This window comes from Winogradskyella costae, from assembly GCF_013403865.1.
Lineage (GTDB): Bacteria > Bacteroidota > Bacteroidia > Flavobacteriales > Flavobacteriaceae > Winogradskyella > Winogradskyella costae.
Genome location: NZ_JABFDK010000004.1, coordinates 267,073 through 283,822, shown reverse-complemented (window position 1 = coordinate 283,822; position 16,750 = coordinate 267,073). Strand labels below are relative to the sequence as shown.

General features: G+C 34.9%; 11 protein-coding genes. 9 read left to right on the top strand and 2 right to left on the bottom strand.

Annotated elements, in window-relative coordinates; translation table 11 throughout:
• Window positions 1-201: 201 nt before the first annotated feature.
• Complete coding sequence (locus HM986_RS11445; RefSeq protein WP_179335224.1) at window positions 202-1,410, bottom strand: hypothetical protein; 1,209 nt, start codon at window positions 1,408-1,410, stop codon at window positions 202-204.
• A 332-nt stretch (window positions 1,411-1,742) separates the two neighbouring features.
• Here HM986_RS11445 and HM986_RS11440 point away from each other — a divergent pair, with 332 nt between their 5' ends.
• From HM986_RS11440 to HM986_RS11400, 9 genes are all read left to right on the top strand, one after another.
• Window positions 1,743-2,156, top strand: coding sequence for an HYC_CC_PP family protein (locus HM986_RS11440; protein WP_179335223.1), 414 nt, complete (start codon window positions 1,743-1,745; stop codon window positions 2,154-2,156).
• Between the two features lie 107 nt (window positions 2,157-2,263).
• Entirely contained in the window at window positions 2,264-6,040 is a 3,777-nt protein-coding gene (locus HM986_RS11435) for an efflux RND transporter permease subunit (RefSeq protein WP_179335222.1), read from the top strand.
• Between the two features lie 18 nt (window positions 6,041-6,058).
• Window positions 6,059-7,300, top strand: a complete 1,242-nt coding sequence (locus HM986_RS11430) for a TolC family protein (protein ID WP_179335221.1) — start codon at window positions 6,059-6,061, stop codon at window positions 7,298-7,300.
• A gap of 1 nt (window position 7,301) precedes the next feature.
• Window positions 7,302-7,859, top strand: coding sequence for a helix-turn-helix domain-containing protein (locus HM986_RS11425; RefSeq protein WP_179335220.1), 558 nt, complete (start codon window positions 7,302-7,304; stop codon window positions 7,857-7,859).
• A gap of 76 nt (window positions 7,860-7,935) precedes the next feature.
• Window positions 7,936-10,704 (top strand): heavy metal translocating P-type ATPase, encoded by a 2,769-nt coding sequence (locus tag HM986_RS11420; RefSeq protein WP_179335219.1) that lies wholly within the window; start codon window positions 7,936-7,938, stop codon window positions 10,702-10,704.
• Window positions 10,705-10,714: 10 nt separating this feature from the next.
• A complete protein-coding gene (locus tag HM986_RS11415) occupies window positions 10,715-11,197 on the top strand; it encodes a DUF305 domain-containing protein (RefSeq protein ID WP_179335218.1) in 483 nt (160 codons plus the stop codon).
• Window positions 11,187-12,971: an efflux RND transporter periplasmic adaptor subunit gene (locus HM986_RS11410; RefSeq protein WP_179335217.1), complete on the top strand. Its 1,785-nt coding sequence runs from the start codon at window positions 11,187-11,189 to the stop codon at window positions 12,969-12,971. Before HM986_RS11415 ends, HM986_RS11410 begins: the two co-directional genes overlap by 11 nt.
• A 36-nt stretch (window positions 12,972-13,007) precedes the next feature.
• The gene (locus HM986_RS11405; protein WP_179335216.1) at window positions 13,008-13,460 is read left to right on the top strand and encodes a heavy-metal-associated domain-containing protein; all 453 of its coding nucleotides are present in this window, start codon (window positions 13,008-13,010) and stop codon (window positions 13,458-13,460) included.
• A 456-nt stretch (window positions 13,461-13,916) separates the two neighbouring features.
• On the top strand, window positions 13,917-14,852 hold the full coding sequence (locus HM986_RS11400; protein ID WP_179335215.1) for a sterol desaturase family protein: 936 nt from the start codon (window positions 13,917-13,919) through the stop codon (window positions 14,850-14,852).
• 32 nt (window positions 14,853-14,884) lie between these two features.
• On the opposite strand, the gene HM986_RS11395 is transcribed toward HM986_RS11400, so the two are convergent.
• Window positions 14,885-16,690 (bottom strand): SLC13 family permease, encoded by a 1,806-nt coding sequence (locus HM986_RS11395; protein WP_179335214.1) that lies wholly within the window; start codon window positions 16,688-16,690, stop codon window positions 14,885-14,887.
• Window positions 16,691-16,750: the final 60 nt, after the last annotated feature.

Sequence of the window (16,750 nt, the reverse complement as noted above, 5' to 3'; positions counted from 1 at the left end):
AAAAACTAACCATAAAAATTAGTAGAATTCTTTTTTTCATTGTTTAATTTGAGTTTTGTGGTAAATGTATGCTAACGGTTTAGTATATGGTTTGTTGCGTGATCAAGTAACTAAGTTAGTAAATAAAAACCGAATAGAAAGTCCGCGAGGACTTTCGTAAGCAGGCTAGAACCTAGCAATAAATTATATACATTGTTGGGCTTAGTTTTTATTTAGATATTCATACATCTCTTTTATTTTTTTACACACTTCTTGATGTACTTCTAAATCGTTAACATCATCAGTTAAGTTTAATCTTTCCTTACAAGACTTAAATTTTTCATCATATTTACTGTCTTTGATATGTCCTGCTAATAAGCGTAAATCATAAAGCACAAATAATGGACTGACTATTTCCGATGCGTTTTCAATTTTTAAGCAATGTTCAATAAACTTTTCAAACAATTTCAAACCTTTCAGTCCTTTAATTAATTTTGAATCAACTCCATTTTCTCTTAATGATTTTTTAAGTTCAGATACATTTAAGGATTCGCTCAAAAGAGAGTTAAGCTTTATATATGAGTTTTCAATTTGATGTGATTCATTTATTATTGGATGCTTATATTCATCGATAAGCGTTTCAATATCTAATTGTGTTAATTCAAATTCGAACAAATCCTTTATTTTTTTGTCAAATTCGTTTCGATAATAGAAAATCCCTGTCTCATTGTCGGAACTTGTCCAATTAGCTTCAATTTGATTAAAATAATAATCTGAAATTATATCGTGGTCTGAATCGATATTGAAAGTTAAGAATAGTTTTCTGTGAACATCATTTTCATCATCTTGTAAATCTTTTTCAAGGTCACCCAACCAACAAATTATTTTTCCATTCCTGTTAATTCCGAAACCGTGTCTTATAAGTGTCTCGTCATTTTTATTAAAAATGTGAAATCGAGAAGTTGATGCAAATTTTACTTTATAATCCGAATGTGAATTGTAGTAAAGTAATAAATCCTTGCTAAAAAATATTGGCGTCAAATAGCCTTCGTCCCATTGTCTAAATAGTCCTGGAATATGATAATAATCTCGAGAGTCATATTTAAAACCAACTGTATTTAATGATTCAAATACTTTGTTCTCTGTGCTATTTGTTAATCCAATAAATTCTCCATCGTTTAACTTTTCGAGTTGCTCATTTGCTATTTCTTTATAGTAATTCTCAGCTTCCTTTATATTGTCAATTATTGGTTTAGGAAAAAGAACAACAGGTGTTGAAGTATCACAGTTTCTACAGTCAAAAAAAGGAATTTTTATTCCAATTGATTTGTTCTCTTTTGGAAATTGAACTCCCTTAAAATCAAGAAACCTATAGTCGTCACATTTAGGGCAACGTAAAGGGTTTTTATGTCCGTAATCTGTTTCTTTCATCGGTTGTTTCAAATTAAGCCCAACGTGTGATATCAACTAAATAACATTCCATATCCCTTATTTCTTTCCGAATAAGATATGTTTTAACACGCCGTTATAAGTTTATAAAGTTACAACATCCTTTCGATTTTTATATACGTAACTTTACGTAGTGTCTTGATAGTTAATAATTTGTAAACAGGTTCGGAATCCCTTCATAAGTTTAAAAGGGAGTGGTGCAGCGTTTTTATACCTTTAAACCGTTTTAAGATGTCCTCAAAGCGCGTTATGTCATTTAAACTTCTGTTAAACAAAAAAATAGTTTGTTCAATTTTTGTAACTTCGCGTTTCATATGAAAGCAGTCTCTCATAAAATAATGTCTTTAGTGATGGCGTTTGTAGTTTTATTTTCTACACTGTCGTTCACAATCAATATGCATTATTGTGGAGACACTTTAGTAGAAACCGCTGTCTTTAACAAAGCCAAAGGCTGTGGTATGGATATGGCAAATCCTTCAACGGAAGGTTGTACAATTACCAAAAAGGATTGTTGTAAAAACGAACAATCCGTTGTTGATGGCCAAGATGAACTCCACTTGGGATTCGATAAAATTTCTATAGAACAGCAGGTTTTTATAGCATCATTTGTTTATACGTATATCAATCTTTTCGAAAGTTTAGATACTAATACATCGTCTTATGAAGACTATAAACCGCCACTCGTCCGGAAGCAACTCTTCAAGCTCGACGAGACGTATTTAATTTGATTTTTAAACAATAGACTGTATTATCCGGTGATCTCATTCATTAGGATAATTTTCTGTATGCGGTGTTTTCCTAATACCTATATCTAATTGTTTAAATATCAAACGTCATGCTAAATAAGAGCATCAAATTCTTAATAGAGAATAAACTCATAGCTGTTTTATTGCTCGTCCTTTTTGTAGGATGGGGCACTGTAAATGCACCTTTTAATGGGGATACTGGCTTTTTACCAAGTGATTCTGTCGCTGTAGATGCTATTCCAGATATTGGCGAAAATCAACAAATCGTTTTCACCAAATGGGATGGTCGTTCCCCACAAGATATTGAAGACCAAATTACCTATCCATTAACCACGTCTTTACTCGGTATTCCTGGTGTAAAAACCATTCGTAGTTCGTCTATGTTTGGTTTTTCGAGTATCTATATCATTTTTGAAGAGGATATTGAATTCTATTGGTCGCGTAGCCGAATTTTAGAAAAACTGAATTCCTTACCAAGTGGCTTATTACCTCAAGATGTCAATCCTGCTTTAGGACCAGACGCCACAGGTTTAGGTCAAATTTATTGGTATACGCTTGAAGGACGCGATGAAAACGGAAACGTTACTGGTGGTTGGGATTTGCACGAACTGCGAAGCATTCAAGATTACTACGTAAAATATGCCTTATCGTCTGCAAGTGGTGTTTCTGAAGTGGCTTCTATTGGTGGTTATGTGCAGGAATATCAAATTGATGTGAATCCGGAATTGATGCGTCAATACAACATCGGTTTAAGCCAAGTTGTAAAAGCGGTCAAAGAAAGTAATCAAGATATTGGAGCACAGACTTTAGAAATTAATCAGGCGGAATATTTAGTTCGTGGATTGGGTTATGTAAAGTCGGTTGAAGATATTGAAAACGCTGTTGTGACTTCCGAAGATTATACCTCTATTAAAGTTAAGGATATTGCTAACGTTTCGTTAGGTCCTGCAGCACGACGCGGTATTTTAGACAAAGAAGGAGCTGAAGTTGTCGGAGGTGTTGTAGTGGCGAGATATGGGGCTAATCCGATGGAAGTGATTACCAATGTTAAAGAAAAAATAGCAGAACTTAAAGGAGGTTTGCCAAGCAAAGTTTTGGCAGACGGCCGCACCTCTCAATTAACAGTTGTGCCTTTTTACGATCGTACCGAGCTTATTGTAGAAACATTAGACACCTTAAATGAGGCTTTAACCCTCGAAATACTAATTACAATTTTAGTCATCATTGTGATGGTCTTTAATCTGCGTGCTTCCATTTTAATTTCCGGATTATTACCTGTGGCTGTTTTAATGGTTTTTGTGGCCATGAAATTATTTGATGTGGATGCCAATATCGTGGCACTTTCTGGTATTGCGATTGCCATAGGGACGATGGTGGATGTCGGAGTGATTCTGGCTGAGAATATGATTCGGCACCTCGATGATAAAAAATTGCGTCTGCGAGATGATGGTTCAGAATACACCATAAACGAAGTTGTTTACAACGCCACTTCCGAAGTTTCTGGTGCCATTTTAACAGCCGTATTAACCACAATTATCAGTTTTGTGCCTGTCTTTACTATGATCGGTGCCGAAGGAAAATTGTTTAGACCATTAGCCTTTACTAAAACAATGGCGTTAACGGCTTCCTTAGTGATTGCCTTATTTTTAATTCCGCCTTTCGCAGCCTATTTATTTAGAAAAACGACGCTTAAAACATCATTTAGGCATATTTTAAATGGTGTGATAATCGCGGCCGGACTTGCTATCGTTATAAGCGGTTATTGGTTAGGTATTGTTCTGATGGCATTTGGAGTCACAGGTTTACTAACGCTATTAGGAAAATTAGACACGAAAAAAGGTAACCTCATTAACATCATCATGTCTTCGGCAGCTATTGTATTTCTTCTTGCCGACTATTGGAGGCCTTTAGGTTTTGATCGTAGTATCCTTATCAACTTGGTTTTCGTGGCCATTATCTGCTTCGGAATATTAGGGATATTCTCTGTGTTAAGACGTTTTTATGGTCAGATTTTGGCATGGGCTTTAGCGAATAAGTTGTTATTTTTATTGATTCCGACACTCGTATTGGTTTCTGGAGTATGGATTATGAATAACACCGGAAAAGAATTTATGCCATCCTTAAACGAAGGTTCTTTTCTGCTGATGCCAACTTCATTACCACATTCTGGCGTGGAAGAAAACAAGCGTGTGTTGCAGCAATTAGATATGGCTGTAGCGACGATTCCAGAGATTGAAACCGTTGTAGGAAAAGCTGGTAGAACAGAATCGGCTTTAGATCCGGCACCTTTATCCATGTATGAAAATATGATTCAGTATACATCTGAATACATGCGAAATGCAGATGGGAAACGACAACGTTATAAAGTTAATGACGATGGGTTGTTTGAATTGAAAGACGGACGACTGTTTTATAATGCAAATTTAGCTGTCAGTTCGAGCGCAGTCGAGAACAAAGCGGAAAACATTTCAACGGCGCTCAATGCGACAAGCAATCAACTCATAGAAGACAATGATGGTGAATACTATCGTAACTGGCGACCAGAAATTAACAGTCCAGATGATATTTGGAATGAAATCGTAAAAGTCACCAAATTACCAGGAGTGACGTCGGCGCCAAAATTACAACCTATTGAAACCCGATTGGTCATGTTACAAACAGGAATGCGTGCACCAATGGGAATCAAAGTCAAGGGTCAAGATTTAAAACAAATTGAAGCATTCGGATTGCAATTAGAAACACTTTTAAAACAAGCTGAAGGTGTTAAAGTTGAAGCCGTTTTTGCGGACAGAATTGTAGGGAAACCGTATTTACTCATCGATATTGATAGAGAAAAAATAGCGCGTTATGGTATTTCTATTGAAGATGTTCAAAGTGTATTAAAAGTTGCTATTGGCGGCATGGCATTAACGCAAACTGTAGAAGGGAGAGAACGCTACGGAGTCCGTGTGCGTTATCCAAGAGAGTTGCGTGGCAATCCAGAAGATATAAAAGACATTTACATTCCTGTTGAAAAAGGTAGCCCTGTACCCTTAAGTGAATTGGCGACGATTCGTTATGAGCAAGGTCCGCAAGTGATAAAAAGTGAAGATACCTTTTTAGTCGGTTATGTTCTGTTCGATAAAATAGACGGATTTGCAGAAGTTGATGTTGTAGAAAATGCACAAGCGCTGTTTCAAGAGAAAATAGACTCTGGTGAATTAATAGTTCCAAAAGGGATCAGTTATAAATTCACTGGGACCTACGAGAACCAGTTACGTGCAGAAAAAACATTGGCTGTTGTGGTGCCATTGGCATTAGCCATTATTTTTTTAATTCTTTATTTTCAGTTTAAATCGATAACCACATCGTTAATGGTGTTTACCGGAATCACAGTGGCTTTCGCAGGTGGTTTTATTATGATTTGGTTGTATGGACAAGATTGGTTTTTCAATTTCAGTCTCTTTGGTGAGAATATGCGAGATCTTTTCAACATGAAAACCATCAACTTAAGTGTGGCAGTTTGGGTCGGATTTATAGCATTATTTGGAATCGCTACGGATGATGGTGTGGTGATGGCAACCTATCTTACACAAACGTTTGATAGAGAAAAACCATCAGATAAAATGAGCATTAGAGCTTCCGCTTTACAGGCGGCTGAAAAACGAATTCGTCCATGTTTAATGACCACCGTGACTACCATTTTGGCTTTGCTTCCGGTATTAACGTCCACAGGAAAAGGGAGTGACATTATGATTCCGATGGCCATCCCGATTTTTGGAGGTATGGTGATTGACATTACATCTTACTTTATTGTGCCTGTTTTATATAGTTGGAGAGAAGAGTTTCGATTAAAAAGATTAGAGAAAAAAGAGAATAGAATATAGATTTTAAAGGAAACACTAATGAGAAATTACAATTATTATATCATACTCAGAACAGTCTTTGTTCTTGGCTCTATACTCTTTGCTCTTCCAGCTCAAAGTCAAGAACTAGAGAAGCACATTAATGAAGCATTAGAAAACAATCCTGAAATTCAAAAATTCGAGTTACAGTATCGTATCGCTTCAGAGAAAGTGAATGAAGTTAACACATTGCCAAACACCGAATTTAGCGCAGGCTATTTTGTGTTAGAACCAGAAACCCGAACAGGAACACAACGTTTTAAAGTGTCAGCAAAACAAATGTTGCCTTGGTTTGGAACGATTTCGTCTCGCGAAAACTACGCCAGTGCTTTGGCAGATTCAAAATACGAAGACATTGTAATTGCAAAACGTAAACTCATGGTTTCTGTGTCGCAATCGTATTACAAACTATACGTCAACAAAGCAAAACAAGCCGTTTTAATCGAAAACAGTGAACTGCTTAAAACCTATGAAACGTTAGCATTAACCTCTATTGAAGTGGGTAAAGCTTCTGCTGTAGATGTTTTTAGATTGCAAATGCGACAGAATGAATTAGAGCAACTAAGGTTGGTTTTAGAACAACAATATTTAACAGAACAAACTACGCTTAATAAGCTTTTGAATAGAGAAAAAACTATTGAAATTGCTGTTGTTGAGGCGCTGATGATGCCTTCTGAAGATTTTGAAATTAATACGAAAAATCTAGCATTACATCCTGAATTGTTGAAATACGATAAACTGTTTCAATCTGTAGAACAATCCGAATTATTGATCCAGAAGGAAAGTCATCCGTCAATTGGTTTTGGATTCGATTATATTAATATTCAAGCTGGTTCTGATATTACGTTTAGTGAAAAAGGCAAAGATATTTTCATGCCAACCGTAGCGTTATCTATTCCTGTCTTTAATAAAAAATACAAATCGATAACAAAACAAAACGACTTACAGCAACAAGAAATTGAAGCCCAAAAACAAGAACGTTTAAATACTTTAGAAACCCTTTTAGATACGGCTATAAACGATAGGATTTCTGCCAGAATAAGTTATGACACACAAGTTAAGAACTTAAAACAAGCCAAAGATGCAGAAAACATTTTGATGCGAAGTTATGAAACCGGCACTATTGATTTTAATGATGTTTTAGATATTCAGGAATTACAATTAAAGTTTCAAATGAATCAAATTGAAGCGATCTTTTTGTATTATATTCAAACAACGCGTATTAACTATTTAATTCAATAACATGGGACATACCTTAATCATAAAAAACATGGTTTGTGCGAGATGCAAATCAACTATAGTGGATCTATTGGAACGTCATGGTTTAGATATTGAATCTATAGCGCTTGGGAAAGTGGTTGTCAAGCAGGATTTCAAAACCAAGTATGACCTTATTAAAAGTGAACTAAAAGACTTAGGGTTTGAGTTAATTGAAGATGAATCGAAAGCATTGATAGAACAAATTAAAGTTCTTGTCATTCAGTATATATCCGAAAACACTTCGGAACCTATTATTTCAAAAATAACAAAAGAAATAGGCAAGAATGATTCGGCAATTAGTAAGCTTTTTAGTAAATCTGAAGGCCTTACACTTGAGAAATATATTATCAATTTAAAAATTGAAAAGGTAAAAGAGTACATTCAATTGAATCAACTCAATTTTTCTGAAATAGCATACCAACTCAATTATAACAATAGTAGCCATTTAGCCAAACAGTTTAAATCGGTAACAGGAATGTCTATGACAGACTATAAAAAATTGCAAGATTGGGATCGGAAAGCATTAGACCAAATTGTATAAATTATAATCAGAATTGGAAAAACGTATGCTTTAAAACAGTAATACATTTGTTATTGAATTATAAAGAACGAATAAAATGAAACATACATATCACATACACGGAATGACTTGCAACGGTTGTCGCAGTCATGTTGAAGAAACATTATCTAAAGTTGAAGGAGTTTCCCAAGCCACGGTTGATTTAGAACAGGAAGAAGCAAGCATTGAAATGGATTCTCATATTCCTTTAGAAAAGTTTCAAGAGGCTTTAAAAAATGATGGTGGACGCTATAGTATTCATAAACTAGGTGAACATCATGATATGAAGGATGAGATTCCCACTTCCGTGGGAATGGAGATGAAACAGACTTATCACATACACGGAATGACTTGCAAGGGTTGTCGCAGTCATGTTGAAGACATACTTTCAAAAGTTGAAGGTGTTTCGCAAGCTACGGTTGATTTAGAACAAGGTGAAGCAAGCATTGAAATGGCATCTCATATTCCTATAGAAAAGTTTCAAGACGCTTTAAAAAACGATGGTGGACGCTATAGTATTCATAAACTCGGTGAACATCATCATGTGAAGGATGAGAATCCCACTTCCGTGGGAATTAAAAAAGGTAAAGGCACAGGAACCTTTTATTGTCCGATGCATTGCGAAGGGGATAAAACCTACGATAAGGCAGGAGATTGTCCAGTTTGTGGTATGGATTTAGTTGAAGAACAGAATCTGTCCACGTACGCTTCAGAACAATGGACTTGCCCTATGCATCCAGAAGTCGTAAAAGATGAAGCCGGTCCGTGTCCAATATGCGGTATGGATTTAGTCCCTATGCAACCCGATATTTCTTCAGAAGAGAAAACCTATAAAAAGCTCGTGAAAAAGTTTTGGATTGCCGTGATATTCACTCTGCCAATATTTTTAATAGCGATGAGTGAAATGATTCCTAACAATCCATTATACGATGTTTTAGAACAAAAAAACTGGAATTGGATGCAGTTTGCACTATCCATTCCTGTCGTGTTTTATGCAACGTGGATGTTCTTTGAACGTGCTTACAATAGTATAAAAACATGGAATCTCAATATGTTTACGCTTATTGGAATTGGAGCAGGAGTGGCGTGGTTATTTTCTGTATTTGGAATGTTTTTTCCAGACTTTTTTCCAAGTCAATTTAAAACGGGATCAGGAGCGGTACATGTGTATTTTGAAGCCGCAGCTGTAATTCTTACATTGGTATTACTCGGACAACTTTTAGAAGCGCGTGCACATAGTAAAACTAATTCCGCAGTAAAAGAACTCTTAAAATTAGCGCCAAATAAAGCTATAAAAATAGTAGATGAAGAAGAGATTGAAGTCAGTATTGATAAGATTGAACTCAACGATATTTTAAAAGTAAAACCCGGTGAGAAAATACCAGTTGATGGCTCAATAACCGAAGGAGATACAAGTATTGATGAATCTATGATTACAGGAGAACCTATTCCTGTTAACAAATCGGAAGGCGATAAAGTGAGTAGTGGCACCATCAATGGTAATCAATCGTTTTTAATGAAAGCAGAGAAAGTGGGTAGTGATACTTTATTGTCTCAAATTATTCATATGGTGAATGATGCTAGTCGAAGTCGTGCGCCAATTCAGAATTTAGCCGATAAAGTTTCAGGGTATTTTGTACCTGTGGTTGTTATTATTTCATTAATAACATTTGCAGTTTGGGCTATTTGGGGACCAGAACCAGCTTATGTTTATGCTTTAGTAAATGGGATATCTGTTTTAATCATTGCTTGTCCGTGCGCACTTGGATTGGCGACACCAATGTCAGTAATGGTTGGTGTGGGGAAAGGTGCTCAGAATGGAGTTCTGATTAAAAACGCTGAAGCACTTGAGAAGTTAGATAAGGTAGATACGCTTATTATTGACAAAACAGGAACCATAACAGAAGGGAAACCAACCGTAGAAAAAGTTGGTGCATTCAATGACAATTTAAGTGTTAGCGAAGTGCTTCAATATATTGTCTCATTAAACAGTCATAGTGAGCATCCATTAGCCGAAGCTACCGTTAAATACGGAAAAGAACAGCAAATAGAATTATTAAAATCCGATGGATTTAGTGCCGTTACAGGTAAAGGCGTTGAAGGCAACGTAAATGGTAAAAACGTAGCCTTAGGAAATCCTGAAATGATGGCACATGCGAATGCAGAAATTTCATCCCAAATGGAGGAAGAAGCTAAAACCTACCAAAAACAAGGTAAAACGGTGTCTTATTTATCAATAGACAATTCTGTCGTTGGTTACGTTGTTATTGGTGATAAAATCAAAAAGACAAGTGCAAAAGCGATTAAAGCACTTCAAGATAAAGGGATTGCTGTTGTGATGCTTACAGGTGATAACCATGATACAGCACAAGCGGTGGCTTCAGAATTGAATCTAGCCGATTTTAAAGCGAGTATGTTACCTGAAGATAAAATGAAAGAAGTAGAGCAACTACAAAAACAAGGTAAGATCGTTGCCATGGCAGGTGACGGAATTAACGATGCGCCAGCACTTGCCAAAAGTGATGTCGGGATTGCCATGGGTACAGGAACAGATGTCGCCATTGAGAGTGCAATGATCACTTTAGTAAAAGGGGATTTACATGGTATTGTTAAAGCTAAAAATTTAAGTCATGCTGTGATGAAAAACATTAAGCAAAATCTGTTTTTTGCACTTATTTATAACACCGTAGGTATTCCGATAGCAGCAGGCGTTTTGTTTCCGTTTTTCGGGATTTTATTGTCACCGATGATTGCGGCTTTAGCCATGAGTTTTAGTTCGGTTTCTGTTATTACGAACGCCTTACGATTACGAAGAATTAAAATTTAATTATAAAATTATGGAACATTCAAACCAACATTCAAACAAAGGAAATTACAATACATTTTTTTTAATGTTAGGGCTATCATTTGTCGCTATGTACATTACAATGTATCTAAACACTTATGCCATAGACCACGTGTATTTTAGTATGACACGTTTTTATATGGTTTGTTTAGGGATTTCAGCAATGGCAGTGATAATGCTTTTATTTATGCTAAAAATGTATAAAAATAAAAAGAAGAACACAGCAATACTCGTTGGAAGCTTAGTGCTTTTTATGAGCGCGTTAAGTTTGGTAAGAGCACAAGCACCAATTGTTGGAGACGTGCTTTGGTTAAAAGGAATGATACCACATCACTCAATAGCAATACTTACAAGTGAACGTGCAAATATTCAAGACCCAGAAGTAAAACAACTGGCGGAAGATATTATTAAAGCACAGCGTAAAGAAATAGAAGATATGAAAGCCATGATAAAACGATTAGAAAATGAAAAATAATAAGATAATTATATATCTAGGTATTCTTGCTGTAGGTGTTTTATTAGGATGGTTAGTATTTGGAGGTAATACAACTAAAGAACCGGTTCATAATCACAATGCCGTAGCGGAAACTAAACAAATGTGGACCTGTTCTATGCATCCGCAAATTATGCAGCCCGAAGCTGGGGACTGTCCTATTTGTGGTATGGATTTAATTCCTGCGGAAAGTAGTGCTGAAGGATTAATGGCGAATCAATTTAAGTTGACGGAAAACGCAATGGCTTTGGCCAATATTCAAACGTCCATTGTTGGTAGTGGTACTTTAGGCGCAGATGCAGGTTTTGTTTTATCTGGAAAAATCAAAGAAAACGAAAATGAAACAGCAACCATGCCAGCACATTTTAATGGTAGAATAGAGAAGTTGTATGTCAATTCATTAGGAGAAAAGGTCAATAAAGGACAAGCTATAGCGAAGATATATTCACCAGAACTTATTGCAGCGCAACAAGAATTAATTGTAGCCTATAAGTTAAAAGCGTCGCAACCGCAGCTTTATAATGCAGTGAAAAATAAGTTTAAGAATTGGATGATTCATGGAAACCAGCTAGATGAGGTTGAACAAACTGGGCAAGTAAAAACAAGTTTTACCATCTACTCGCATGTCTCTGGTGTGGTTACCGAAATTTCGATAAACGAAGGGTCTCATATTATGGATGGAAAACCCATTTTTAAAGTATCGAATTTAAATACCGTTTGGGCAAATTTTGATGTGTATGAAAATCAAATTGGTCAATTTAAAACAGGTCAAGAGGTCATGGTTTCTACTAAAGCTTATCCAGATAAAACATTTAAAGGGAAAGTCGATTTTATAGATCCTATTTTAGATACTAACACACGAACTGTAAAATTACGAGTCGTGCTCAGTAATACAGATGATGTATTAAAACCGGGAATGTTTGTAGAAGGTAAAATTAAAAGCAATAGTTCTATCAATAAAGAAACTGTATTAGTAATACCGTCAACGGCTGTTTTATGGACAGGAGAACGCTCAGTTGTGTATATAAAAGCAGACCCGAATGAACCAGTTTTTGAAATGCGACAAATAACTCTAGGCAATTCTATTAGAGATAATTATGAAGTTTTAGAAGGTTTAAATGATGGAGACGAAATTGTTACAAATGGTACGTTTACTATTGATGCGGCAGCACAATTGCAAGGCAAAAAATCGATGATGAATAAAACAGGTGGTAAAACATCGACTGGTCACGAGGGGCATCTTGGAATGGGGAATACGGCTTCGGAAAACAATGAGAATCATTCTAATGTGAATGAAAGAGTGGAAGTATCTGAAGGTTTTCAAAAGCAACTAAAAGTGGTTTTTGATGATTATATCAAATTAAAAGATGCTTTGGTGCAAGATGATCTAAATAATGTGGTAGCAGAGTCAAAACAACTATTGACTAATTTATCTAACGTAAATATGGCATTATTAACAGATAAAGAGACGCATAAGCATTGGATGGCCATTGAAAAAAAGATAAAAACTGATGCGACTTCACTATCAAAGAGCTCTAAAATAGAAGATCAACGTCGCTATTTTAAAAGTCTTTCTGCACACCTAGCGAATGCGCTTGAAATATTTGGAATAAATGAAAGAGTGTATCATCAATATTGCCCAATGGGAGATAATAACAACGGAGCATATTGGTTGAGCAAAGAAGAAAAAGTGATTAACCCTTATTTTGGAGGAGCAATGTTGACTTGCGGAGAAGTGAAACAAATAATAGAATAAATAGAAATTAATTAATAACAATCAAATTTTTAAACAATGAATTTTATAAAGAGAAATCACGAACACAAAAACAGCTATCTAAACAATGTGAGTAAAAAAATAATGCTAAGTGTTACTGTAATTTTTGCTTTAGGTTTTACAGGTTGTAAAAACGAAAACAAACAAGTCACAGAAACAACGACAACAGAAGCATCGAAAGACATAGCAATGGCAGATATTTCTTTTGGAGTAAGAGGTAATTGTGGCATGTGTAAGTCTACAATTGAGAAAGCGGCTAATGGAGTAGAAGGTGTTTCAAATGCTATATGGGATGTAGAAAAAAAGAAAATTGGTGTATATTTTGAGGATGCACATACGGATGCTATGGCTATTCATAATGCTATTTCAGCTTCGGGTTATGACACTGAAAAAGTTCTTGGTAATTTAGAGGCGTATAATGATTTACCTGAATGTTGTAAGTACGACCACAATATGGCAATGAACCAATAAGTTCATTAAACCAAGTAAAAGTAACGAAATCGTAATTGTGTAATTTAAAAAAAAAGTCCTTTACAGGACTTTTTTTTGTTCCAAGATCAATGGTGACGTACCTTTTTATTCTTGTAACTCTAATTCGGTTTACTCGTAAATTTGCTTAAAGGCAACTTGATAATGTGGATTTGCAGATATAGTTATTAAGGTATCTAAAATAAAAGTTGATTTATTGAGTTAACTCTATAGATTAATAATGATTTTTTATGTTAATCCTTAAAATTTGAAAAACCAAGATTGAAAATTCGGATTTTTAGTGATGTTGACGTATCTTCACAAATTAAATTTAGTAGCAAAACGTTAATTTTTTTTGTTAGTCATTTTTATCAAATTATAATGAAATGTTTAAACGGCTTGTTTTCTTCGGAATTTAGACTCATATAAACAATCCCAATTTTTCAAAATTAGTAGTAAATGGATTTTACAAACCCTTTAGTTTACGGTGTTCCGTGTTTTTTAGGTCTTATCGCATTAGAGCTTACTTATAGTAAGGTTTTAGATAATAAGAAACTTTATAATTGGAAAGATTTAATATCTAGTGTTTCACTTGGTGTTGGGTCAGCTGTAGTTGCTGCGTTGATAAAAACGGTTTCTATAGTCGTGATTTTTAAATTTGCCTATGACATTTTTAATCCCTTAGTAGATGGTGTTCGTACAAATATAATGGGATATGAATCTTTTGGGTATGTCTGGTATATTTGGGTGATTTGTATGCTGTTAGATGATTTTACCTATTATTGGTTTCATAGACAAAATCATATGGTTCGGTTTTTTTGGGCGGCACATATCGTGCATCATTCTTCAGATAATTTTAATTTAGGAACTGCTGTTAGAAATGGTTGGTTTACTATTTTTTATAAACCATTTTTTTATGTTTGGATTGTAATGATAGGTTTCCCACCAGAGATGCTTGTGGTTTGTTTGGGTATTGAAGCGCTTTGGCAATTTCAGTTACATACACAGTATGTTAAGAAAATGGGTTTTATTGAAAAATTTGTTAACACCCATACAATGCATCAAGTACATCATGCTAGAAATATCGAATATATGGATAAAAACCATGGTGGCTTTTTAAATGTTTTTGATAGAATATTTGGAACATGGAAAGAGTTAGACGAAAACATTGAGATTGAATATGGGGTTTCAACTCCACCTAATTCCTATAACTTATACGTAATTCTTACTCACGAATACAAGAACATTTGGGAGGATATGAAAAAATCTAAGAATTGGTATCACAAATTTATGTATGTATTTGCACCTCCAGGATGGAGTCATGATGGAAGTACGTTAACCATTAAGCAAATGCGTAAGGAAATGGCTAAAGGAAATAAGATTGAGAAGTCATAATCTAAATGTCTGAAATTCGGACCGTTTAATTACTACAGCTTACTTGATAGTAAGAGTGTCCCAACAATCCAAAGCGTAATAGATAAAATACCTCCAATGATTAAGAAGTGCTTAAATTTATAAGCACCAGTGCCATAAATAAGTGTATTGGTTTGGTAGCCTACAGGGGTAAAAAAGCTAAAATTAGAGCCAAACATCACAGCTAATAAAAATGGTTTTATGTCTAGGTTTAATCCACTCGCAACAGCAATAGCTATAGGCGTCATAATAATTGCAGTAGCATTATTAGATATAACACCAGATAATATTATGGTAATTCCAAATAATAAACCTAGAACAATGGTTGGATCTTGGTTGCTCATTATATTCAGTAAATGATTGGATAACCAAATATCTGCACCGCTATTGGTCATGGCAACTCCTAATGGAATCATACCAGCAAGTAAAAATATGATTTGCCAATTCACCTTTTGATATACGCTTTCTAGCTGAATAATATTAGTAAGTAACATAGCCGAAACGCCAACAAGCGACGCTGTTAGTATGGTAATTACACTAGTAGCCGCTAACGTAATTACACTTAGTAAAATTAAAAGGGCCAGTAGCCTTTTAGATTTTGAGACGTTAGGCTTAAACTCATGCTCATTTAAAATGGCAATATTTTCAATATTATATAAATCTGAAATCTTGTGCTCTTGCATTTCTAGTAACACACGGTCTCCTGGTTTTAGATTAATATCCTCTATGTTTTTACGCAGTAAGCGCTCTTGCGTATTTCTTAGGTTTCTTCGCTTTTTTATAGCAATAGGAAATGCACCTTCAAAAGACATACGACGCAAGCTTTTTAAGGTCTTTCCGATAAGATTGGACCCAGGTAAAATAAGGGTTTCTATGTAAGTTAAATCTTTGTCCCCATCAATTTTACCAATGTTTTCAAGTTGTTGTCGTTGCCGTTTTTCATTTAATACAAAACCGTTTTCCTTCATAAAGGATTGAAAATTGTCTAAATTACTCATTAGGACTAAATTATCTTTATCCATAAGTTTAATATACTTTCCTGGATCGTTAATAACCCGGTTATTTCTAATTAATTTAAGTAACTTAGAATCCTCTTGGTTTAAAAATTCAATTTCCCCAAATCGTTCGCCTATCAACGGAGAGTCTTCCGTTACTTTAACAGTAAATACGTAAGATTCAATTTTATAATCACTAGATAAGTTTCTTTTTTTGTTCTTAGGTAAAAACCGAGAAGCAAACGTCATAATAATCAATCCTATTATAAAAAAAGTAATACCATATAATGAGAATTCAAAAAAACTAAAAGCCTCAATACCTTGTTTTTTTGCAATAGCATTTACAATAAGATTGGTGGAGGTTCCCATTAATGTACAGCTACCACCAAGTATACCAGCAAATGATACGGGCATTAATAACCGCGACGATGAGAAGCCATATTTTTCTGAAAGTCTGGTTATAATTTTTATGAATATGATAACGACTGCGGTAGTGCTGATAAACGCAGAGATACTTGCAGATATAATCATAAACGCAGGCGTTAATAAAATGAGAGGTAATATTTTTAGCTTTTTAATACCGTCGGAAAGCAATTGAATGACTCCATTCTCTTCCAATCCAACAGCTAATATCATTAAAGCTAAAACGGTTATCGTTGCTGGGTTGGCAAAACCACTTACGGCTTCTTCAGGAGTTGTTAGTTGAAGTAAGACCAGCGCTACTATAATAAAAAATGAAATTTTATCAACAGGAAAAAGCTCCGTGATAAAAAGTAGAATGCTGACACCAATGATGATGAAAACTAAAATTATTGAGAGCTCCATAAATTTTTGAGATAAAATCTAAATGTAAATACAGAAAAAATAGGAGTGGTGCTCATTTAG